General features: G+C 59.8%; 22 protein-coding genes and 1 pseudogene. 6 read left to right on the top strand and 17 right to left on the bottom strand.

The window, feature by feature from the left end:
- Nucleotides 1-45: 45 nt before the first annotated feature.
- Nucleotides 46-2208: a TolC family protein gene (locus PW792_07310; protein ID MDE1161740.1), complete on the bottom strand. Its 2163-nt coding sequence runs from the start codon at nucleotides 2206-2208 to the stop codon at nucleotides 46-48.
- A gap of 179 nt (nucleotides 2209-2387) precedes the next feature.
- On the opposite strand from PW792_07310, the gene truA reads away from it, so the two are divergent.
- The 5 genes from truA to PW792_07285 all read left to right on the top strand — a co-directional run bounded on the left by truA (nucleotide 2388) and on the right by PW792_07285 (nucleotide 7785).
- Nucleotides 2388-3209: a tRNA pseudouridine(38-40) synthase TruA gene (gene truA, locus PW792_07305; protein MDE1161739.1), complete on the top strand. Its 822-nt coding sequence runs from the start codon at nucleotides 2388-2390 to the stop codon at nucleotides 3207-3209.
- The gene (locus PW792_07300; GenBank protein ID MDE1161738.1) at nucleotides 3206-4411 is read left to right on the top strand and encodes a M20/M25/M40 family metallo-hydrolase; all 1206 of its coding nucleotides are present in this window, start codon (nucleotides 3206-3208) and stop codon (nucleotides 4409-4411) included. Before truA ends, PW792_07300 begins: the two co-directional genes overlap by 4 nt.
- Nucleotides 4408-5349 carry a DMT family transporter gene (locus PW792_07295; GenBank protein ID MDE1161737.1) on the top strand — a complete coding sequence of 314 codons (942 nt, stop codon included), beginning with the start codon at nucleotides 4408-4410 and terminating at the stop codon, nucleotides 5347-5349. Before PW792_07300 ends, PW792_07295 begins: the two co-directional genes overlap by 4 nt.
- Before the next feature lie 160 nt (nucleotides 5350-5509).
- A complete protein-coding gene (locus PW792_07290; protein ID MDE1161736.1) occupies nucleotides 5510-7150 on the top strand; it encodes a trypsin-like peptidase domain-containing protein in 1641 nt (546 codons plus the stop codon).
- 218 nt (nucleotides 7151-7368) lie between these two features.
- Nucleotides 7369-7785 carry a peptidoglycan-binding domain-containing protein gene (locus PW792_07285; protein ID MDE1161735.1) on the top strand — a complete coding sequence of 139 codons (417 nt, stop codon included), beginning with the start codon at nucleotides 7369-7371 and terminating at the stop codon, nucleotides 7783-7785.
- 69 nt (nucleotides 7786-7854) lie between these two features.
- Here the strand turns inward: PW792_07285 and PW792_07280 are convergent, their stop codons facing one another.
- Nucleotides 7855-9207 (bottom strand): glycosyl hydrolase family 28 protein, encoded by a 1353-nt coding sequence (locus tag PW792_07280; GenBank protein ID MDE1161734.1) that lies wholly within the window; start codon nucleotides 9205-9207, stop codon nucleotides 7855-7857.
- Nucleotides 9207-10187: a pectinesterase family protein gene (locus tag PW792_07275; protein MDE1161733.1), complete on the bottom strand. Its 981-nt coding sequence runs from the start codon at nucleotides 10185-10187 to the stop codon at nucleotides 9207-9209. The genes PW792_07280 and PW792_07275 overlap by 1 nt, the downstream gene beginning before the upstream one ends.
- Before the next feature lie 92 nt (nucleotides 10188-10279).
- On the opposite strand from PW792_07275, the gene PW792_07270 reads away from it, so the two are divergent.
- A complete protein-coding gene (locus PW792_07270; GenBank protein MDE1161732.1) occupies nucleotides 10280-10873 on the top strand; it encodes a hypothetical protein in 594 nt (197 codons plus the stop codon).
- Here the strand turns inward: PW792_07270 and PW792_07265 are convergent.
- The 14 genes and pseudogenes from PW792_07265 to flgG all read right to left on the bottom strand — a co-directional run bounded on the left by PW792_07265 (nucleotide 10870) and on the right by flgG (nucleotide 22585).
- Nucleotides 10870-11280, bottom strand: a complete 411-nt coding sequence (locus PW792_07265) for a hypothetical protein (protein MDE1161731.1) — start codon at nucleotides 11278-11280, stop codon at nucleotides 10870-10872. The two genes, PW792_07270 and PW792_07265, sit on opposite strands and share 4 nt — an antisense overlap.
- Before the next feature lie 56 nt (nucleotides 11281-11336).
- A complete protein-coding gene (locus PW792_07260) occupies nucleotides 11337-12026 on the bottom strand; it encodes a hypothetical protein (protein ID MDE1161730.1) in 690 nt (229 codons plus the stop codon).
- Nucleotides 12027-12294: 268 nt separating this feature from the next.
- Nucleotides 12295-14647: pseudogene (gene pnp, locus PW792_07255) on the bottom strand (polyribonucleotide nucleotidyltransferase).
- A 291-nt stretch (nucleotides 14648-14938) separates the two neighbouring features.
- Complete coding sequence (gene rpsO, locus PW792_07250) at nucleotides 14939-15205, bottom strand: 30S ribosomal protein S15 (GenBank protein ID MDE1161729.1); 267 nt, start codon at nucleotides 15203-15205, stop codon at nucleotides 14939-14941.
- Between the two features lie 160 nt (nucleotides 15206-15365).
- Nucleotides 15366-16052 carry a dienelactone hydrolase family protein gene (locus PW792_07245; GenBank protein MDE1161728.1) on the bottom strand — a complete coding sequence of 229 codons (687 nt, stop codon included), beginning with the start codon at nucleotides 16050-16052 and terminating at the stop codon, nucleotides 15366-15368.
- A 60-nt stretch (nucleotides 16053-16112) separates the two neighbouring features.
- Entirely contained in the window at nucleotides 16113-17009 is an 897-nt protein-coding gene (locus PW792_07240; GenBank protein ID MDE1161727.1) for a flagellar hook-associated protein 3, read from the bottom strand.
- Nucleotides 17010-17020: 11 nt separating this feature from the next.
- Nucleotides 17021-18424 (bottom strand): flagellar hook-associated protein FlgK, encoded by a 1404-nt coding sequence (flgK, locus tag PW792_07235; protein ID MDE1161726.1) that lies wholly within the window; start codon nucleotides 18422-18424, stop codon nucleotides 17021-17023.
- Nucleotides 18412-18690, bottom strand: coding sequence for a hypothetical protein (locus PW792_07230; protein MDE1161725.1), 279 nt, complete (start codon nucleotides 18688-18690; stop codon nucleotides 18412-18414). The genes flgK and PW792_07230 overlap by 13 nt, the downstream gene beginning before the upstream one ends.
- A 6-nt stretch (nucleotides 18691-18696) precedes the next feature.
- Nucleotides 18697-19023: a flagellar biosynthesis anti-sigma factor FlgM gene (gene flgM, locus PW792_07225; GenBank protein MDE1161724.1), complete on the bottom strand. Its 327-nt coding sequence runs from the start codon at nucleotides 19021-19023 to the stop codon at nucleotides 18697-18699.
- Nucleotides 19024-19050: 27 nt separating this feature from the next.
- Entirely contained in the window at nucleotides 19051-19425 is a 375-nt protein-coding gene (locus PW792_07220; GenBank protein MDE1161723.1) for a hypothetical protein, read from the bottom strand.
- The gene (locus PW792_07215) at nucleotides 19425-20567 is read right to left on the bottom strand and encodes a flagellar basal body P-ring protein FlgI (protein MDE1161722.1); all 1143 of its coding nucleotides are present in this window, start codon (nucleotides 20565-20567) and stop codon (nucleotides 19425-19427) included. Before PW792_07215 ends, PW792_07220 begins: the two co-directional genes overlap by 1 nt.
- A 7-nt stretch (nucleotides 20568-20574) precedes the next feature.
- Complete coding sequence (locus tag PW792_07210) at nucleotides 20575-21300, bottom strand: flagellar basal body L-ring protein FlgH (GenBank protein ID MDE1161721.1); 726 nt, start codon at nucleotides 21298-21300, stop codon at nucleotides 20575-20577.
- On the bottom strand, nucleotides 21297-21797 hold the full coding sequence (locus PW792_07205; protein ID MDE1161720.1) for a flagella basal body P-ring formation protein FlgA: 501 nt from the start codon (nucleotides 21795-21797) through the stop codon (nucleotides 21297-21299). Before PW792_07205 ends, PW792_07210 begins: the two co-directional genes overlap by 4 nt.
- On the bottom strand, nucleotides 21797-22585 hold the full coding sequence (gene flgG, locus PW792_07200) for a flagellar basal-body rod protein FlgG (GenBank protein ID MDE1161719.1): 789 nt from the start codon (nucleotides 22583-22585) through the stop codon (nucleotides 21797-21799). Before flgG ends, PW792_07205 begins: the two co-directional genes overlap by 1 nt.

The raw sequence follows: 22585 nt of genomic DNA, 5'->3' as shown, positions 1-22585 counted from the left end.
CGGCCTTTCGAAACTGTCGTCTTTTAGCTTACGTTGTCTGCGCGATTAAGGCTGCACAGGCTCCGGAGTTGCGGTCAGTGACTTCGGCGGAGCCGGCGGCTTGGGAGCCGTCAGCCCAGGAACGACGGGCTTCTGCGTGATTGCGCCCTTCGCAGCGTCGTCCAGCGTGATGCCGTAACGATCAAGCGTATTCGCGAGCAGTTCGTTCAACAGCAGACGATCGTTAGCGTAGGCCGCGTCGGAGGAAATCAGCGTATTCTCTGCCGTTGCCAAGCTGCGTTCCTGCGCCAGAACAAGCGCCGTAGTCGAAGCGCCGAGGCGGTACTTCTTCTGCTCTGCCTCAAGCGCCTGCGCCTGATAGTCACGCGCGGTCTGCGAGGCCTGCACCGAAGCACGATCGTTGTTCAACGCATACATCGCGTTGACGATTTGAATGCGAAGCTGCGTATAGAGCTGCTGCAAACGCATCTGCGACTGGCGATACTCCATCTGCGAACGAACCTGATCAGCCTGTGCCGCGCGGTTACGCAGCGGAATGCTCACGTTCACGCCAACGGTCCAGTCCGGCGAGTTGTTCGAGAACGAATTCGACAGCGCCGAACCGTATCCACCCAACGGAACGCCTTGCTGCTGGGCGTAGTTCGACGGGCAAGCAACGAAGTCTGTGCTTGCGTAGCTTGTGGAGCAATTCAGCGAGGGGTTCTGTGCGCCGGTCAATCCGCTACCGGCAAAAGAACCATACGCATCCACCGTGGGCAGAAGAGCATTTTTCTCTGCGCGGATGGTGATCTTGTTGTTCTTCATGTTCAACACCGCCTGCTCAATCTGCGGGTTGTTGGCATAGGCCTGACGAACCAGGTCTTCGACCTGCATATCCTCTTCGGGCAGACGTTCGAGGCTGACGCGGTCCATAGGAACGACCGGTGCGTTCAATAACTCCGGCTCGTTCAGGTTGCGCGCAATGGCCTGCTTCATCAGAAGCTGCTGGTACTCGAGGTTGGACTTCGAACTGATGAGAGACTGCTTGTCCGTCGCCACCGTGGAATCAGAGTTCACAATGTCGAGCGGTGCCAGCGTGCCGATCTGCAACTGCTTGCGGTTGTCCTTGGCAAGCTGCGTGGACTGCTGCAGAGCACGTTCCTTGGCCTGAACATCTTCATAGGCCGAAACGAGCGCCCAGTAGATGCTCTCAACCTGTGCCACCGTGTAGATCACCTGCTGGCGGAACGCCGAATCCGTGATGCGGCGGTTGTTCTTCGCCTGCACGATAAAGCGCGAGTTCAACCAGAGACCAAAGCCCTGTAGCAGGTGCTGCGTCACTGTGGCCTTGAAGTTGGTGGCGTAGGACGGGCTGTAGATCGAGCGTTGGCTATCTGTAGTGACGCGCGAATTGTCGAACGTCACGTCCAGAGAGGTACCAGTCCGGAAGCCCTGCGCATAATCCGCATTCCAGGTGAAGGTTTTCTGGGTCAGCGAGTTTGTACCCGTGAGCACGGTCGTGCTCTGCGGGGTGTTCGCGCTTTCGTAGCTGACGGTTCCACTGAGCGTTGGATCCAGTGTTTCAGGCGTCGGTCCACCACCGTTGGTTGTCAGGACGAGTCCTGAAGCACCCGAGCCTGAGCCGCCTGAAGAGGTGGTCGTACCGCCGGGGCCGCCGCCGCCGGTGATCGTGGAGGTGGTGCCGCCGAGCGTGTTCGTGATCAAGCCGGTCGAGACGCCACGCAGCGTCGCGCCTGCGCGGGCGCGCAGAATATCCGTGTCTGCGATGTCGAGGTTGATACGCGCGATGGCGATGTCGTAGTTATTCTCAAGCGCGAGCGTTACAGCGTCCGAAAGACTCAGGTAAATCTTGCCGTCACGCAGCAGATCGTGCAGGTCGGCAGTATTTGCCAGGCGCGGCGCGGGGTAGTTGATCGGCGTGTAGTCCCGCACGGGATTCGGCAGAAAGTGGTAACCCTCGGTATAGTCCGAGTTCGTAGGCCGCAGATACAAAGGCTCCGTGAGCTTCGGATCGGGAGCCTGCGGCAGATTGGGATCGCCGGTCGTATCGTTCTGCACGGCAGCAGCCTGCGCTGGCGCAGTCGCGCTGATCTTACCGCCGGCCTGTGCCGTCGTTGGGGTTCCCTGCGGCTGTTGCGCCACACTCGGCGCCACGGTGCTCGCCAGGGTTAGAGCGACACATGCCGCCGCCTGCAAATGCTTCAACATCACGTCTACCATCTCCGGAAGCTGCCAAATGGGGAGCTGTCTTTCTACATACGGACAAGCCCCGTATGAAGTTCCAACATGTGGCTGCAAAACGTTTCAAAGTCCCACTGAGTATATCTTTGCACCGGTCTGCAGCCAGTACCATCAAACGTGAAGCTTTGCGCCCGACGATATCACTAATGCCGAACTGGAAACTCACTCTTAGCTACGATGGCAGTCATTTTCATGGCTGGCAGGTCCAGCCCGGCGGCTTGCCGACGGTGCAGGCCACGCTGTCGCAGGCAATCAAGCACGTTACGGGCGAAAACGTGCGTCCGCAGGGTTCAGGCAGGACGGATGCGGGCGTCCACGCACTGGCGCAGGTGGTGAACTTCCCGCTGAACGTCTCCTTACCTGCGGAGAATCTGCAACGAGCATTGAACCGCGCCCTGCCTCCGAGCATCCGCGTAATCCGGGCCGAGGTGGCGCTTGAAAGCTTTCATGCCAGGCATTCGGCCCGGGGCAAGACATACGAGTACCGCATATTTGAGCGTCGAAACGGCATCGAATCGAAGAATCCTACCGCCGAGCAAGCCTGCTCCCCGTTTGTCGCACCCTACGCCTGGGATTGCCACTGGCCGCTTGCGCTGGAGCAAATGCAGGAGGCCGCCGCGCAGGTGCTCGGCAGGCACGATTTCACCTCGTTCGCCGCCAGCGATCCTGACAAATCCCTACGTAGGGAGGATGGCGAAGGCTCCGGACCGAACCCCGTAAAGACAATCGACCGCTCGGAGTGGACGCGCGAAGACGGCCTGCTGGTCTATCGCGTTCACGGCTCGGGATTCCTGCACCACATGGTGCGGAACCTTGTTGGGACGTTTGTCGATGTGGGCAGAGGCGCTATTCCGGCTGCGGAGATGCCAAAGATTCTGGCTGCGCGTGACCGTACCGCTGCCGGGCCAACGGCTCCGGCACGCGGGCTGTTTCTGGTGCAGGTGGATTATGACGAGGTGGCATCTTGAGCCCCGCAAACGCCGCCGCAAACCGCCGCATCACCCTGCTTGCCGGGCAGCGGGCGGTCCATGCTGCGTTCGGCTGGCTGCATCTGCACGAACAACAGATTCGGCGCTGGCAGCGCGAGGCGATCTGCATCCCGGCACCAACTTTTGAGGAAGGTCTGCGAGCGCAGTGGTTTCTTGAGCGTTTCCGCGACCTCGGCCTGACGAACGTGCATCTCGACAATGCAGGCAACGCTCTGGCGGAGTTGCCAGGAAAAACCGCGCAGATCGTGCTGCTTTCGGCTCATCTCGATACGGTTTTTGCAGCGGATACCGAGATTTCCCTCGAAGAAGATGAAGACGGAACGCTTCGAGCGCCCGGCGCGACCGACAATGCAGCGGGGCTTACGGCCCTGCTCGCTCTGGCTGCCGCTCTGCGCCATGCCCAGATCACCCCGGAGGCGACGATTCTGTTTGCCGCCAACGTGGGGGAAGAAGGAGAAGGAGACCTGCGCGGCATGCGCGAACTCTTCGGACCATCGCCCTATGCAAAGCGGATTCGAGCGGCGATCGCTCTGGAGGGCGCGGGGACGGCTACGGTGATCGACCGTGCGCTCGGCGGGCGAAGGCTACGGATTACGATCTCGGGGCCTGGCGGACACTCCTGGGCCGATGCTGACCGCCCCAGCCCGATTGTCGCGCTGGCGGAAGCGATCGTACAGTTGCAGAAGCTCAAGCTGCCCGCGAATCCTCGGACAACGCTCAACGTCGGTACGATCTCCGGTGGAACGACGGTCAACTCGATTCCCTCTTCGGCGAGCGCGGATCTTGACCTGCGCTCCGCCGCAGCGATGGAGCTGGACCGGCTGGAGCTTTCGGTACTGAAGACACTGACAGGCGTGATGGCTCGCTGGGAGGATCTGCATCTGAGCGCGGAACGCATCGGCAACCGCCCTGCCGGGGTGCTTTCGGCACAAAGCGAACTGGCGTTGAGCCTGCGTGCGGTGGATCGCCACCTTCAGCTCGTGACGGACTCGCGGTTGGGTTCAACGGATGCCAATCTGCCACTTTCCGTGGGCGTGCCGGCATTGGCGATCGGTGCCGGAGGCATTGGCGGCGGCATTCATACGCTGAACGAGTGGTACACGCCGTTTGAGCGGACGCTGGCGCTACGCCGCGTTCTGCTTCTGCTGCTGGATACCTGCGACACGGTGAACGCAGAGTGAGCCTGCTGCGACGGCATCCCTCCGGCATGGCGCACGGCCTGCTGATTCTTGTGACGCTGGTGTGGGGCACAACGTTTGCGCTGGTGAAGCTGGCGCTGCGGGACAGCACGCCCCTGGCGTTCAACCTCGTCCGCATGACTCTCGCGTCCGCCGTGCTGGCGGTCGTGAATTACCGGAGTCTGGGTGGGATCAACCGCCGGGATATGAGGGCTGGGGCTGCAGCGGGCTTCTTCCTCGGTCTCGGGTATCAGCTTCAGACCTCAGGACTGGCACATACAACGGCCTCAGTTTCGGCGTTTCTGACCGGGCTGGTCGTCGTGTTTGTGCCACTTTTCTCTGCGATTCCGGGAGTGCTGCCTACCGGACAGCGCAAGCCTGGATGGCCCGCATTTGCCGGGGCGGCGATTGCCTTTCTCGGCTTGGTGCTGCTGACGACGCCACCGGGTTCGGGCATGGCACTGCTCTCGGGAATCCACCTTGGCGAGGCGTTGACGCTCGCGTGCGCGGCGGCATTTGCGTTGCATCTGCTGACGCTGTCCCGTACCGCGTCCCAGGTGTCGGCGCAGCGGCTTGGTACGTTGCAGATCGGCTTCTGCGCGCTGACGATGGTGTTGACTCTGCCTCTGGGAGGCCACGCGCATATCGCGCTGACTCCAACTGTGCTGGTGGCTCTGGCGGTAACGGCACTGCTCGCAACCGCGGCGGCTTTCACCATTCAGAGCTGGGCACAGCAGCATCTTTCGGCGACGCATACGGCGCTCATTCTTACGCTGGAACCGGTGTTTGCGTGGCTTTTTTCGATGCTGTTTCTGGGGGAGCATCTCAGCCATAGGACGATTGCAGGGGCGACGCTGATTCTTGCCGGCATTCTCGTTTCGGAGCTTGTGGCCGCCACCTCCACGCCAAACGGCGGTATCCTACCCACGGCTGAACGTTGAGGGAGAGACAGGCTCTTCTGCAGCGATCCACAGGGCAACTTTCGGGCCAAAGATACCTTTTGCTCTGAACAGCGTCTATTCGAGTGGCAAACAATCGGCTGGCGGAAGCATCCGCCAGGGACGGTTTCGATCTCCAACGAGAACGAGGAAAAACATACTGATGTCATCACCGAAGCATTACGCTCAAGGTTTGTGGACCAACATCCGGTCCGGGCGACTCACCACCACGTTTACCGTGCTGGGAGCCCTTTCCGTCGGCATTCTTGCCGGCTCAGTTTTGACAGGCCGCGTTCACGGCATGGAAAAACAGAAGGTCGACAGCACGGATGCTCGTCCGCTGACGATTCCCTCTCCCGTTTCGCTTTCGAACGGCTTCTCCCAGATCGTGAAGCAGGTTGGACCTGCGGTGGTCAACATCAACACCGAGTCTCTGCCCAAGGCAAACGTGAAGCGCAACCGTCGCGGTGGTGACGATGGCGACAACTCCGACCAGCAAGGCGACATGCAGGACTTCTTCAATAAGTTCTTCGGTGGCGGCGGTGGCATGGGCGGAGATGACAACGCAAACAACGTTGCCCGTCGCGCCCTCGGCTCAGGCTTTATCGTTGACCCGCGTGGCTACATCCTGACCAACAACCACGTTGTCGACAAGGCTGACCACATCTATGTGAAGCTCTCGACCGATCCTGACAACCCTCTTGATCCGGGCCGTCCGGCGACCGTTGTTGGAACCGACAAGGACACCGATATTGCGGTCATCAAGATCGACCCCAAGGGTCTGACGTTGCCGACCGTGAAGCTCGGCAACTCGGAAGGCACGCAGGTTGGCGATTGGGTACTCGCAATCGGTAGCCCGTTCGGCCTGTCCCACACGGTTTCTGCCGGTATCGTTTCGGCGAAGAACCGCAGCATCGACGAAGCCAGCGCAAGCGGCGTTGCAACCAACCAGTTCCAGCGCTTTATCCAGACAGACGCAGCGATCAACCCCGGCAACTCGGGTGGCCCGCTGGTCGATATGGCTGGCGAAGTGATTGGCATGAACACCGCTATCTACACCCAGTCGATGGGCTCTGAGGGCGTCGGTTTTGCCATGCCGTCGAACATCCTGATCAGCACGTACAACATGCTGATTGGACCGGAACACAAGGTGACCCGTGGCTCTATCGGCATCCAGTTCCAGGCAGCGCAGTCCTCGGCTGTAGGCCGTATGTATGGCTTTGCCAACGGCGGCGTCATGGTCTCCATGGTGACCCCGAACGGCCCAGCCTCGAAGGCTGGCCTGCAGGCTGGTGACGTCATCGTTTCGGTAGACGGACAGCCGGTGAAGGATGGCGACGACCTCGTCAACATCATCTCGGCGCGGCACCCCGGAACGACGGTGAAGCTTGGCTACCTGCGGAACGGCAAGAAGGACACCGCTGAAGTCGGCATCGCCGACCGTGCGAAGCTCTTTGCCGACCTGGGCAAGAGCGATGACAGCAGCTCTGCCTCTCCCGACAGCGATGCCGGTCAGAGCAAGCTGGGCATTACCGTGCAGGAAGTTCCCGCAAACCTGGCTTCGAAGCTGAAGGTGGGCGGCGGCGTGGTAGTGACCTCGGTTCGCCCGGGCAGCTTTGCGGACGAGATCGGCCTCACCAAGGGATCGGTGATCACCGAGATCAACCGCCATGCGGTGACGGACTCCGGCTCGTATCGCGGAGTTGTCAGCGGCCTCAAGTCCGGTGACGACGTCGTCTTCGTCATCCACAACGTACAGATCCAGGGCGGAGGAGCCACCTACATCGGTGGAACGCTTCCGTAAATTACTGAGCCGTATATGTATAGAGAAAGCCCGGCAAATTCCTGCCGGGCTTTTTCATTCCATGGAAAACTTATCCACAGCCTTTCAAAGATTCGCTCGTCTACACATATGTACCCTGTAAGACAACCACTGGGTTTGGTTCGATAGCATCCCTCGAACTAGGATTAAGTTCTTGGGAGCTTGCCGTTCCCTGACATCGCGAGAGGAACCTGCCAACGATGCGTTTTGCGTCCGCCTTCGTCCCCGCTGCTGCCCTGCTTGTAGCTACCTGTCTGCCTGCGAGTGCTGCTCTCCATCCGCACCGCTCCAGAGCCTCCGCGAACATTCGCCATGCCAGCTCGCATAGCCACAAGTCTTCGGCCAGCGTGCACCATGTGGCAACGCCTTCGATGGATGGCGACCGTGCTTCGGAGATCCAGACCGCGCTGATCAAGAAGGGCTACCTCTCAGGCGCCCCTAGCGGACAGTGGGACGCAACCTCGATCGCTGCGATGCAGAAGCTGCAGTCCGACAATGGCTGGCAGACGAAGTACACGCCTGACGCGCGTGCGCTGAACGCACTCGGCCTAAACCAGGCCAGCAACTCCATTCCCTCGGCCGGCAGTGCCAGCGCCGAAGAGACCGCACAGAACTAATTCGATTTCGCAGCAACAGAAAGCCCCGGCTATTTGCCGGGGCTTTCTGTTGTTGCCACCGTTTCGGCGTTACTTGATCACCGGAAACGGAACGAACTTGTCGTTGCACTCGGCAAGCTTGCCTTTGCCACCGGCGCCACGAGCGGTTGAGTCTTCCCCTGCTGGCATGAAGTTCACCGGCCCCGGGCCAAAGGTAAGGTCGGCGTGGCGAACGTCAAACTTATACTTCGCCGGATCATCCAGGACCACACCATCGAGCGTGATGCCGATGCGATGCTCGTGGTCGAAGCCGTTGAACTGAATCTTGCCGCCGCCGTAGACACGCACGTTCCGCAGCGTGATGTCGTCGAAGACAGGAATCAGGCCTTTGCCCGGCTTGGGGTTTGCGGAGTAGTTTGTGTCGAGTTGAATCGGGTTCTTCGAGTTGCGGATGCAGACATCTTCGTACACGACATCGTGAACGTGACCGCCGTAAGCCTGCTGGCTCTTGATGCGGATGCCTGCCGTTGTGCCGTCGAGCGAGAGGTCGGTAACGCGGATCTTGCTGACACCACCGTTGGTCTCGGAACCTATCGACATACCGTGGCCAGAGTAAAAGTGGTTGTGAGAGACGGTCATGTTCGTGATCTCACTGCCGCCCTTGATCGCGATGTTGTCATCGCCGGTGCGGATATACGACTGCGTAACCGTGATGTTCTTCGAGCCGCCGGGATCGATGCCGTCGGTATTCGGCGCATCGGAGGGAGTGTCGATCTTTACGCCCCAGGCGGTGAAGCCGTCGCCGTTGGAGTAGGTGACGTGGAAGAAGGGAGAGTTGCGGAGCGTGATGCGGTAGAGCGTGAAGTTGTCAGCGTGGTCGGCGATGATGAGGCGCGGCACCTGCTGGTGTGCTGTCGTCTTGGCGAGGTGGCCGAGGTCCCACCAACTCTTGTCCGCTTCCTTGCCGTCGAGGATCATCTTCGCCGCGCCGCGGCCGTCGATGATGCCGTCCCCCATAATGCCAGCGTTGCTCGCACCCTTGAGGGAGATCAGCGGAAGACAGCCCGTCTTTGGAGCGTTGATGCCACACATTCCTGGCTGAATGTCGTAGTCACGCGGGTTGCGCGAGGCAAAGAGGGTTACCCCTTTGTCCACCAGAAGCGTGACGCTGCTCTTGAGCCTGATCGGCCCACTAACGAACGCCTTGCTGCTTCCTTCCGCAGCAAGCTCGACAGCTCCGCCTTTGCAGCCGTCGATCGCCTTCTGCAAGCGCTCGGTGTCCAGCTTGGCCTCGTCCTCCAGCTTCAACGGAGACGTGTGCGCAGCCTTCAGGGTCACGCAGGCCGCAGGAATTTGCGGCTCGGTGACGGTGCGTGTGTCCTGTGCAGCGGCCACTGAGGCCACCGCAGTTATTGCCAGAGCTATCGCGCTTGCTCGATGCATCACTTCACCGCCTCAGCGTCCCATCCGGGCAGCCAGTTTTTTACTGTGAGCTTCTTTACTTCGTCCTTGGTCAACTGCCGCGACGGCGCCAGCCGCTTCGATACATCATCGCCGGGGCCGGTGTTGTACTCGGCATAGTCAGCCGTTGCCAGCTTGCCGCTCCACTCGCGCCAACCTTCAGGGGTGATGACCGCTGGCTTCACAACCTTCGTATTCACGAAGTAGACCCGAGCATAGGCGCGCCACGGACGTCCGAGCGAGATATGCCCGACGCCGGGATCGGAGGTTACGGTGGTGTTGAGAAACAGGTAGCCGGAGTCTTCCAGCGGGTAGACTTTGCTCTGCGCGGTCAGCATGACTTCGAAGTGCTGCATCGCGTGGAGTTCGCAGTCCTTGAAAACCGCTTTGGAGTCGCCAAAGATGAAGTCGACGTGCCCGGCGATGTAGCAATCTTCAAAGAGTTGCCGAGAGGCCTGGCAAGCCTGATCCGTGGGGTCTGTCGAGTTATGGCAAGTCTTGCTCTGTGCGTAAAGCGTGTCCTGATAGCCAAGCAGGCGGACATGGCGGAAGAGTTCGCGGTCGCCGCTGACCATCAGAGCGACGGCCTGTGAGCCTTGCTCGGTCCGACCATGAAGTTTCTCGAAGTTGTTCTCAATAGTGAGGTCGGTGGCGATGAAATCATTGCCCGTAACACCGAGCGTGTAGCTCTTGTTTGTGCCGCCAGCACGGCCGGCCGAATCATCCCAGGTGATGAGCGTGTCTTCGGGCTTTTTGCCCTGTCCGCGGAACTCAATACCGTTTTTTGCGACGAAGACCTTCTCTCGATAGGTCCCCGGCTGGATACGGATCACCTCGCCGCCGTCCTCTGGAGCCGCGTCCACGGCCGCTTGCACAGTGCGGTACTGCGCGGAACCATCCGACGCCACCGTCACCACAGGTTTAGACGCCCAGGCTGCCGCCGGGCTCAACAGGACTGACACAAGGAGCAACCACTCTGACCGATTCATCGCGCAGCCTGTATATCGCAATCAGCATACAGTCGTCCAATCGGCAGATTCAGTATGCTGAATTCATGAAGCTGCGCCCTGTCTTCTTTGCGCTCCTGCTGTTGCTCACTACCGCTGCCCGCGCCCATGCGATCGAAATCAAGATTTCGGCGCAGGCGCTGGAACGCACGCTCCACCAGCAACTCTTCAACGGCCCGGACGGCAAGTACTTCATCAAGGGCAAGGACGGTGAGCCCTGCTACGTCTACGCCAAAGATCCGAAGGTCAGCTTCAAGGATGATCGCATCGTCATCCACATCAGCACAAAGTCGCGACTCGGTACGGGAATGTTCGGCTCATGCCTTGGAGTCGGCCTGACGACAGATGCGGACGTCTCCGTGATCCCACAGGCGGAGGGCGAGTCCATTGGCTTTCGCGACGCACGTGTGGACAGCCTCAGCGCCTCGCATGAGCTTAGTTTTCTGTTGATTCCATTCCTCACGCACAAGCTGCCGCAGCAGATGAAGATCAACGCCGCAGACCTCGTCCGCCAACTGCTCAAGAAATCAGCCGAGGCGACAGGCTATGACGTTCGGCTGGACAACCTGAAGATCCACTCGATGCAGGTGGTCCAGGGAGCGCTGGTGGTGGATTTTGACGGCGACCTTTCGGTGAACTAACGCCAGCTTACGGCGAGGTGCCAACGGTATCCGCGCTCGGAGGTCTTGCGTAGTACCGTCTGATACTCCCGCAGCTCTCCCAGCACCATCGCGCTCTCGCTGCCGAGTTGGTAGGGATCTTCTTCGAGCGAGACGATCAGGGCGTCCACTGTGCCAAGTCCATCTTCGCCTCGATACCACTGTGTCGGTGGCAGGCGTTTGAGCAGCTCGGGGTTCCCGGCCCCCTCTTCAATCAGCAGCGCCATCGAATGTTCGTCCGCAGAGAAGAACTCGAGCAACGGTCTGACGCCAAGCTCCAGCGCGAGTCGCTCGACAGCCGACTCATGCCGAGCCAGAGCCCTCCCGTTCACGAAGATATCGAACCCCGGATCTTCGCCTTCGACAACGATGTACATCGACGCAGCCATTGCCCAGAGTGTAACGCCACCTGACAAGAGGAACGCAAGATTCCTCTCCGGGATATTCAGCGAGGCACGTCCAACTCGATGGGCTCTTCCAGCCTCGGAGGCAACAGCAAAAAGACGCTGGCGATGCCCAGTAGAACGATTCCGCACATAGAGCGAGGGTCAAGGTGTGGGCGGATGACGAGCAGACTCTCCAGGATGACAAGTAACGGTACCAGCTCAAAATGAGCTGACCAGCGTGTGCCGCCGACGCGGAAGAGTGTCAGCACGGAAAGGCCGCCCAGAGCGCCGTCAAACGCGGCAGCAAGCCATGTTGTGCGCGTCCAGGAAGCATGATGGGCCAGCGCGAGCGCCGCTGCGATGGCAGCGGGGACAAGTAACGCCATGACGGCTCGCCATGTCGCAGAACCATGACGTGTCCGCAGCCAGACGGCACCGACCCCGGTAATGATGGGGGCGGCTACCAGCAGCGCTATCCGGTAGCCGCCGTCGAGCGTAGGTTCCGGCAGCAGGAGCAGCAAAGCCGCCACCGCAGCGATGCCCGGCCACATTCGTCCAGCCATCTCTGCGCCTTCGCCACGGTGAAACGCAGGGCGAGCGACCGCGATGACCACCGGCACCAGAGCGAGAGATATGGTCAGAGCGCCGCCGCCAAGCATATGCGGCCCAGCGAGCAGGCCGAGCGCGGGGCCGCAGAGCATCATGCCCCCAGCGAGCGCAGAGCCCGTGGCCTCATCGCGAGAGAGCATAGGCTCTCCACGCAAAGTGGCCAGCGTGAGCGCCACGAGGCAGGCGCTGCCCAACCCTACTGCCATCGACAGCGCAGTGGGCACGGACGCAGGGATGCCGTCTGCGGCCGTCCAGCGCAAAGCAGCCGCAGCACAAAGGCAAACGAAGGGCCACCAGCGGCTCCAGGGCGATCTGCGTACACGTTCCGGCATCTATTTCCCGTTAGACGCAGAAACACGAAAGGCCGCGCAAAGTAGCGCGGCCTTTCGTGTTCTTTTTTTCAGGCAGTTAGCTGGCTGCGCCGGCGTTACCAGCACCGTTGCCACCACGGCGTCCACCCGGACGACGGCGACGACGACGTGCACGGTCACCTGCAGGCTGCTGACCTTCGACTGCCGACTGCTCGCCAGCGTTCTCGGTCGTCTCGCCCTCTTCCTCATCGCCTTCGAAATCATCGTCATCTTCGAAGTCGTCTCCGCCTTCGACCACAACGGTGTTCTCATGCTGAGGACGCGGTGCTGCGGTTGTGCCTTCCTCTTCCGAGAGGCCGAGCTTGGCGCGCTGCTCCTTGAGCACCGCCTTGCGGCTCAACTTGACGCGGTTGCCTTCGATGGCGAGGACCTTTACCAGGACCTGATCGCCTTCGCGAAGCTCATCCTTCACTTCCTTCACGCGATGCTCTGCGATTTCGGAGACGTGCAGGAGGCCGTCCGTGCCCGGGAAGATTTCGACGAATGCGCCGAACTCTGCGAGACGAACAACCTTACCCAGGGTAGGTCTTGCCGACTTCGGGCACTGCCGTAATGTCGGAGACCATCTGGATCGCCTTTGCGAGGCCGTCGGGATCGGAGGACGCGATGTTTACGCGGCCAGTATCTTCGACGTCGATCTTGGCGCCCGTAGCTTCCACGATGCCGCGGATGACCTTGCCGCCAGGTCCGATGAGGTCCCGGATCTTGTCGGTCGGGATCTGAATGGTGTGGATGCGAGGAGCGTACTTCGAGGTCTGCTCGCTGGGTGCAGCGATCGCAGCATCCATCTTGTCGAGGATGTGGAAGCGACCACGCTTGGCCTGCTCGAGCGCCTCGCGCATGATCTGGGCGGTGATGCCCATGATCTTGATGTCCATCTGCAGCGCCGTGATGCCGTTACGCGTACCAGCGACCTTGAAGTCCATATCGCCGTAGTGATCTTCTGCGCCTGCGATGTCGGTCAGGATGGCGTACTTGTCGCCTTCCATCACGAGACCCATCGCCACGCCAGCCACTGCGCCCTTGAGCGAGATGCCAGCCTGCATGAGCGAGAGCGATGCACCGCAAACAGTCGCCATCGACGACGATCCGTTTGACTCGAGGATGTCCGAGACGACGCGGAGAACATAAGGCGACTCAGCCGGAAGAACGGCTTCAATCGCGCGCCATGCCAGCGCACCGTGGCCGATTTCGCGACGACCAACACCGGTCATACGGCCGACTTCGCCAACCGAGAACGGCGGGAAGTTGTAGTGCAGCATGAACGCGCGCTTCTGCTCGCCTTCATACGACTCCATGCGCTGCGAGTCGTCGCTGGTGCCGAGCGTTGCCGACACAAGCGCCTGCGTTTCGCCACGGGTGAAGATCGCTGAACCATGAACGCGGGGCAGCACGCCGAGTTCGATGGAGATCGCACGGATCTCGTCGAACTGACGGTGATCCGGGCGGATACGCTCGTCGAGAACCTGGTCGCGGAAGATCTTCTCGCGAAGGCCTTCGTAGTACGTGCCAAGCTTCTTCGCTGCGTCCTTATCGTCTGCTGCGAGGTCCTTCTTGAGCTCGTCCTTGATCTCCTTGACCTTGGCGTAGCTCTCAAACTTCGGATGCTTCTTGGTGTTCAGCGCGTCCTTGAGACGATCGCCAATCTTGGCCTCGAGTGCCTTCGCGTATGCCTCATCCATTTCAGGAGCGACAACTGCGCGCTTGGTCTTGCCAGCCTTCGCGGCGAGCTCTTCTATACCAGCAACAATCTTCTTGATCTGCTCGTGAGCGAACTCAATCGCGTCGACGACGCGGTCTTCCGAGATTTCCTTCGCACCGGACTCGATCATCGTGATGCCAGCCTTGGTGCCGGCAACCATGATGTTCAGGGTCGACACAAGGCGCTCAGCGTAGGTCGGGTTCACGATGAACTCATCGTTCACGATGCCGATACGCACAGCACCAATCGGGCCCTGGAAAGGGATGTCCGAAAGCGTGAGAGCGCAGCTTGCACCGTTGAGGCCAAGCACGTCGGGATCGTTTTCCTTGTCAGCCGAGTAAACGAATGCGACGACCTGCGTCTCGTTCCGGAAACCTGCCGGGAACAAAGGACGGATCGGGCGATCGATCTGGCGCGAGGTCAGGATCTCCTTCTCGCTCGGACGGCCTTCACGCTTGATGAAACCACCGGGGATGCGTCCGCCAGCGTAGGTGAACTCACGGTATTCGACCGTAAGCGGGAAGAAGTCGATGCCTTCCTTGGGGTCGGCTGCAGCTACAGCTGTTGCCAACACGGCGTTATCGCCGCTCGTGGTGTACACGGCACCGCTTGCCTGCTTGGCAATGCGTCCGGTCTCGAAAGTAATGCTCTTGCCACCGGCAAGCTGTACTGTCACTTCCTGCTTCATGCGTTTTCCTTTTCGTTCTTCTCTTTGGTTGTCTCTAAGCTTTGCACGTTTCAGCTGCGAAAACTTCAACAGCTAAAAACGAAGACCCCGCCGAAAGATTCGGTCGGGGTCTTGTTAGGTTAGGGCTGACAAAGGAATACAAGTCCGCTGCGACGAGCGCGTAGGCTGCTCGCCGTGCGCGAGGCAAACAGGCTCAGTCGAAACCAACCCTGCTGCTCGATCATCGCAACGAAATTCAAACGATCCTGCACTCCTGGGGCGATGCTTTCGCACCGTGCCGGCGAATGAAAGTTACTTGCGGATACCCAGCTTGCCGATGACTTCGCGGTAGCGGTCCGAGTCCGTCGTCTTCAGGTAATCCAGAAGGCGGCGGCGCTTGTGGACGAGCATGAGCATGCCACGGCGCGAACCATGGTCCTTCTTGTGCTGCTTGAAGTGCTCGTTCAGCTCGCCGATGCGCTCCGAAAGGATCGCGATCTGGACTTCCGGGCTTCCGGTGTCCGAATCGTGCGTGCGGAATTTATTGATGATGTCGTTCTTCTTTGAAGTTGCCAACACGGCGGTGTTACTCCTAGATGTCTATATCAAGTCCACTACACTCAGTGACTCACGTTAGGATACCACGCAACCCGTGCTTTTTCGCGGTTTAGCCCCACCAAATGCACCGCTTTTGATGCGGCCGGGAGGGCAGAAAAGCCTTTCCCGGCCACTTTCCGTGCTAGCCGATTTTTTCACGCAAAAACGCGATCGAACGCTCGTCCGCCAGCTTTGCCGCAGCCGCCACATAGCTCGGGCGCTTCGGATTGGCAAACGCATGTCCAGCGCCTTCGTACTCAAAGAGAATGACATCGGGATGAGCCGTGCGAACGGCATCCAACTGGTCTTTGCCGATGTGATCGTCGTCCGCGCCAAAGTGCAGAAGCACCGGGCAATGCGTCTCTTCCGCAGCCACTTTGCCGACGCCGCCGGCGTAATAACCAACCGTGCAGGTGGGGGTGAAGCCGTTGGCCGGGCCGCGCGTCGCCGAAAGCCAGGCAATGAGGCCGCCGTAGCAGAAGCCGAGAACGGCAGTTCCCTTGCCTTCCGCCTTAACGAACTCAAACGCAGACGCAATGTCCTTCAACGTCACATTCGGGTCGAGTTGCGGGTAGATGGAGAACGCCTTCTTCATGCTCTCTTCGTCGTAGCCCAGTTCCAGTCCGCGCTCGTAGCGGTCGAAGATTGCCGGAGCGATCGCCACGTAGCCTTCGCTTGCCAGCCAGTCGGCGGCCCCGCGAATCGACGAATTCACGCCGAAAATCTCCTGCACGACGACCACTCCACCCCGCACTTCGCCTTCCGGACGCGCTACATACGCCGCCAGCTCATGCCCGTCGACTGCCTTCAGCTTTACCCAATCACCCATGCTTTGCAAAAACTCCTTATGCCGCATGAGACGGCCAGGAGCGGAGGAAAGCTGCAAAAACTATTGCATGTAATCGAATAATGAGGTTTTGCCAACGATCGTCGCGGCACTCAGCAACGCCTGCCGCTGCGTTTCCACGTTGCTCAGACTGGTCGCAACCTGTGCAGAGTCGGCAGCGACTAACGTCGACTGGCTAGCCTGCAGGTTCGTCTGCTCCGTGGAGGTGTAGGTCGTCGTCAGAGACAGAGAGTTAAGCGAAGCGTCCAGCACACTGCGCTGCGAGGTCACGTTGTCCAAACTGCTGCGAAGTTCATTCAGATCATCCACCGAGGTGGACGATGCTGTGCCGGAGGCAAAGTCCGCAATCAGGCGGTTCAGGCTTCCCAGCACGTCCGCACCACTTGCCGAAAAGACAGCAGAACCAGCCAGCGACGTCACCATCGTCTGACCACCCGGCGCCATGGTGTACTGCTGGTTCGCATCACCGGCGTACGTCGAAACCGCAGGTGAGGTGCTCGTTTCCGTTGAGTAAGGCTGGGTATTGCTCGTTCCAGAAAAGAGGTAGTTGCCCGCGTAACTTGTGTTCGCCAAAGAGACAACTTCATCACGAATCCCCGCAAGCTGTTGCGAAATGGCCTGCAGATTCGCGCTATTCAGCGTCCCGTTCGTCCCCTGCACAGCGAGAGCCACCGCCGAGGTAATCTGCGTCACAACGGAGCTCAACGCTGAGTCCGCCACTTGCAGCTTGCTCTGAATTCCTGTCGAAGCTTGCACGTAGGCGTCATCGCGAGCAATCGTGCTGCCGAGCCGAATGCTGGTCGATGCAGCAGTGGGATCGTCCGAGGCCTTTGCCACGCGCAGGCCGCTGGCAAGCTGCGAGGTCAGCGTCGTCTCCTGGCCAGAGAGTTGGCCGAGCTGGCTGGCCGTGTTCAGGTGGTACAGCGGATCAACACGCATCGCTTTCTCCTTTAGCTCACGCTGGTTTGCGTGCCGAGATTGATCGCCGAAGCCAGCATTTGGTTCACGATCGAAAACAACTTTGCAGCTGCTTCATACGAACGCTGATACTGCGTCAGAGCGGTCGCTTCCTCATCGAGCGATACGGCGGACAAGCTGTCGCGCTGTGTCTGCGCTTGTGTCAAGGCGGCACTCGATGATGACTCCTGTGTCGTAGCCGATGAAACGACTGTGCCCAACTGGCCGATAAAGCTGGAATAGAAGTCCGTGGCCGTACCGCCGCTCACCATCGCCGCAGAACCAAGCTTGCCCAGCGCCAGAGCATTCGTGGTTCCCTGTGCGCCTTCGCCACTACCCGCAGTCGCAATGCCATCCACCGTGGTCAACGCCACGGAGATGCCGCGAGCCGATCCGCTTACCGACGACGGCAACGAGAAGATCGCGGCCCCGGCGGATCCGCCTGCGGTCACACCCGCTGCGTTCTGTGTGTTTACGGCGGTGCCGACAGCGTTCGCGAGCTCGTCGAGCTGCTGCAACATGCCAGGAAGATCGCTGTCACGCGCCTGCAGCATCCCGCCGATCGAGCCGCCGGTGATGTTGCTCTGTATCGTCGGCGGCTGCCCGGCGACGAGTTGCGCGTTGCCATCGACCGTCGTCGTCGAAACGCTGTAGGACGTCTTGCCGCTGACCAGCGTTGTGCCGTTCGCAAGCGTGACGGTAAGTCCGTTGCTCTCGGTCGTCGTCGTGCTCACGCCGACCAACTGGGAAAGCTGTTGAAGCGCCTGCTGTCGCTGATCTTCCAGCGCGCCCGCATCGCTATCAGGGTTCTGCGAGGTGATCTCACCATTGAGCGTAGCGATTTGGCTTGTCAGGGCGTCGATCTGGTTGGCTGCAGTCTTGATCCCGCTATTCAGCGTTGCAGTCTCGTCGGTAATCGAGTCCGCGGCATCGTTAAAAGCCGTTGCCAGCGTGGAGGCGGCGCTAAGCACCGCGCTGCGTGTTGCAGTATCGCTGGGATTTGCGGACAGCGCCGTTAGCGAGGAGAAGAAGCCATCGAGAGCAGAGCCCAGTTCGGTGGAACTCGCATTGGAGCCCGTGGCGGACATATCAAAGCTGGCTTCGACCGACTGCAGCGCGGCCAAACGCGATGTCGCAGCCGACGACGTGGACGTCGCCTGCTGCAATCGTTGCTCCAGCACGCGCGAACGTTGCGAGGTAGCCGACTCCGACACCCAAGTTCCGGTCGCGCTTCCGCCGCTGAGGCTTACCGTATCGGTGGCCGTAAAGCTAACCACCTGCCTCGTGTAGCCAGCCGTGTTCTGGTTCGCGATGTTGTTTGCCGTGGCATTGATGGCAGACTGATCGGCCTGAAGCGCGTTACGTGAGAGCCCGAGCAGTCCAATCAGCGAACCCATTGGGGACCTCCGTTCGGGGCGTCATCGCTCGCCACTCCCTGCACGCGCATACCGCGAAGTTCACGCAACAGACGCAGGTTTTCGTCCGTCGTGCGCAACAGTTCAAAAAGCGTCCGTTTCAACGCTCGGGCCTCGACAGCGCCCTGCAAACTTTCTTCGCGATGTTCTGCGACAAGCGTCTCTGCCTCGGAGCAAAGCTCTTCGAGCTTCTCCGCATCCAGGCGGCTTAACGCGTCGATCGAAGACTGCAACAACGGTGTCAACATCTCCGTTTACCTTCCGTTCAATATGCTCTGCATCATCTTGTCGGCTACATCCGAGGACGAGACGTTGTAGGTTCCAGCAGCAATCGCAGCCTGTAGCTGAGCCACCTTCGCCGTATTTACGTCGTCCTCCTTGCCCACTTGCGACAATGCATTTCCTGCGCTGCTCAACGCCACCGTCTGGTCTGTCGAAGCCTGCTCCGACAGTGCGTTGCCGGCAACCGCGGTTGTGCTCTGTGCCGTCGCCACGCTTCTCGTCGCCGTCGTATCGACCAGCGCAGTGGACGACGATTGCGTCGCGCCAAACAAGCTCTGCAAGTTGTTGATTCCCGTCATGCGAATCTCCTTACAAGCTCTATCGTCCTAATCCTGAACAAACTTTAGTGTCGTCTGAAGATTTTTCGCAGCCTCATGTTTTGACTGCTCCCCTTCGACAGAGTCCACGATATGCCGTGCAATTCCAAGACCACCCGCTGCAGCAATCGCCTTGGACACAGCTTCCGTCCCCAGACTCTTCATCGTTCCATTCGGCCCCGAGCTTTCCTCGCTGTCCGAACCTTCGCCATTGAAGCTGCTCTTCAGCATTTCATTCAGAAATACCGCTTCGAACTGCTGCGCCGCGTCCACCAGTTTGTGATGCTTAGCGCCAGCAGCCGACGAAGCAGCGGTATGTGCTGCGCCTTGCGACCCACCAGTACCATTCGTCGACGCTTGCTCCGCTATCGAAAGACCATCCATTACAGCACCTGAATCTCGGCTTCCAGAGCACCCGCAGCCCGCATCGCCTGCAGGATCGAGATCACGTCGCGTGCCGTCGCGCCGATCATCTGCAGGTTTCGCACCAACTCTTCCACCGTCGCGCCCTGCTTCAATTCAATCCGATTGACAGGCTTGTCGCGAGCTTCAATCGTCGACTGCGGAACAACCTTCGTCTCTCCACCACTGCTGAACGGAGACGGTTGCGAGACATGGAAATCGGTGACCACATTCACGCTCAATCCGCCGTGCAGAATCGACACAGGCTGCAGCGCAACCGTGCCGCCAATCACGACCGTGCCAGTCCGCTCATTCACCACAACACGGGCCTTCGGATAGAACGGCACTTCAACCGACTCCACCTTTGCTAGCGCTGCTGGCACATCGACTCCGGGTGCGATATGAAGCTCAATCCGACGACTATCCACAGCGTGCGCGCCCAGCCCAGGGACCTGCGAGTTGATCGCTTCAGCCATCGCTTCGGCAGAACGAAAGTCCGCTTCATGCAGCGCAAGAATAAAGTCTCTCCGCGTCCCCAGCGCCGTGGGGGCCGCACGTTCCACCATCGCTCCCAATGGAATTCTGCCTGTCGTCGCGTGATTCACGGTTTTCGTCGAGCCGTTCGCCTGCACGCTGTATCCGCCTAACACCAGCGGCCCCTGTGCCTGGGCATAGATCTTGCCATCAGCGCCATACAACGCGGTCATCAACAGCATTCCGCCTTCCAGGCTTCTGGCATCCCCCGCAGAAGAGACCGTCACATCTACCTTTGCGCCCGAATCGGCAAACTCCGGAAGCTCTGCTGCAATAAAGACAGCGGCCATATTCTGCACGCGGATCGCCGCAGGAGGAACGCTCACGCCCATGCGCAACAATGTTGCCGCCAGCGTCTGGACCGGAAACGTCGTCTGCTGCGAGTCCCCTGTTCCCTGCAGACCGACAACGATGCCGTAGCCCACAAGCTGGTTGCCGCGCACACCATCAACAGAGGCGATGTCCTTCACGCGTGCCAGTGTAGGCTTTGGCGTGGAAACGTCGCTCGCATGAGCCACAGCAAGCCAACCCAATCCCAGCGCTAGCAGCACCGCATACTCCCAGACTCTGAATACCCGAACGTTGCTCATGGCTCTCCTAAAACACCAGCAGCTTTTCAATAAAGCGCACCAGAGCGTTCTGCCTGTGCGTGTAGTCGTTGATGATGCCCTTGCCCTTCACCTCAAGCTCCAGGCTCGAGATCGCCGTGGACAGCACCTGATTGCTTTGCGAAATATCTTCTGGGCGAACAAGCCCCCGCAGCAGAATCGTCTGTGTCTGCTGGTTGAACTCGACCTGCCGCGCGGCTTCTATCACCAGCATTCCGTTCGGCAACACCTCGACAACCTCACCACCAAGCGTCGTATTCAAACTCGAACTTGTCTCACTGTCGCCTGCTGCGTTCAACGCCGCAGAGGAGTTTTGCGTCACGAGGTTTTGCAGGGCGTTCCCGGCGTGAAGCTTGCCTATTAACCCGCTTATGCCCGAGTTTGCACTCGAAGAGCGTGAGTTCTTCACCGTGCCGTCCGTCGTCGCCGATAGATTTTCGTTGACGACGACTGAAATCAGGTCATGCGGGCGACTGGCTCTTGGGTCCGCGCTCATGCGTGTCAACCGACCACTATCCGACCAAATCGATCCTGACGCGGGGCGCTCACTCGCACTCTCCGCTCGCACCCGCAGCAGATACTCCTGCAACGTGTTGCTGGCAAGGTTCGAGCTCTTCGATGGCGACTTCTTTACCTCCGCACGCAAAGCCATCGCACCCAGCAAGAGCAATAGCAACGCACTCCAGGCATGGAACTTCACGGCCACACGACTCATCGCAACACCTCTACTACACCTGCGCTCACAACCCGGCAACGCAGCCGTGCTCCAACTCCCGAATCGCCCATCAATGAGCCACTAAGTCGCACAACAATCTCTTGGCCCGCAACACCTGCGCTCTCAGCGCGTCCCTGCAAACGAACCTGCGAATCGCTTCCACCAGCGGATAGCTCAACTACATCGCCTGCATGAACCAGCGGCGTCTTCTGCTCGCGCATTCGGGAAAACGTTCTGCCCGGCAGTAACACCGCCACCATCGGCTTTGCTCGTTCCGCGCAGCTCGACACCATGGCGTACGCCTTCTCACGAAGAGGGTCTACACGGACCGCCTCGACCCGAAACCCTTCGCGTTGTAAAGAATCGGTGACAACGCCAGAGTCCAGCAACCGCGCCACAGCAGCTTCTGCCGTCGGCGCGCATCCCACGCCGGGCAAAGGCAGCGCCAGCATCGGCATCGCAACACTAAAGGAAGCAAGCAATACGAAGCGTCGCATTAGCGCACCAGACCGTTGATCTGCTGGTACATATCGTCCGCGACATGAATCACCTTGCTGTTCGACTCATACGCGCGCTGCGCCACAATCATCTGCACAAACTCTTCCGTCACATCGACGTTCGAGTTCTCCAGATATCCCTGCTGCAACGTTCCAAGCCCAGTCGATCCACCGGGCACATCCGTAATCGCATTGCCGGAAGCCGACGTCTGCTGAAACAGATTGCTTCCCAACGCGCTCAACCCACCAGAGTTGGTAAAGGTCGCCAGCGTAATCTGGCCAAGCTGCGTCGACGACGTCTGCCCAGGCAGCACGGCGGAGACCATGCCATATTGTGAGATCGACACGCTCGTCGCGTTCGAAGGAACGGTGATCGACGGCGTCACAGGGTTGCCATCCGCCGTGACAATGGTGCCCTGGTTGTTCAAATGAAAGCTGCCTGCACGCGTGTACGCCGTCGTTCCATCAGGCATCGTTACTTGAAAAAAACCAGCGCCCTGGATCGCTACATCCAGCGTATTGTCCGTCTGCGTCAGGCTGCCTTGCGTCTGAATCACCTCGGAAGCAGCCGTCCGTGTTCCGAGACCGATCTGCAAGCCGGCCGAAGCCGTAGACGTGCTGGAGGCTGCGCCAGGAGTGACAAGATTCTGGTAGATCATGTCCTGAAACTCCATGCGCCGTTTACGAAAACCAGCAGTCGCAGAGTTCGCCAGATTGTTGGCAACGGTATCCAGGTTCTGTTGTTGCGCGTTCATGCCGCTTGCCGCAGTGTAAAGTGCCCTGATCAT

This window comes from Acidobacteriaceae bacterium (assembly GCA_028283655.1).
Lineage (GTDB): Bacteria > Acidobacteriota > Terriglobia > Terriglobales > Acidobacteriaceae > Granulicella.
Note: the sequence above shows the minus strand (reverse complement) of the source record. Positions and strands in the feature narration are given on the sequence as shown.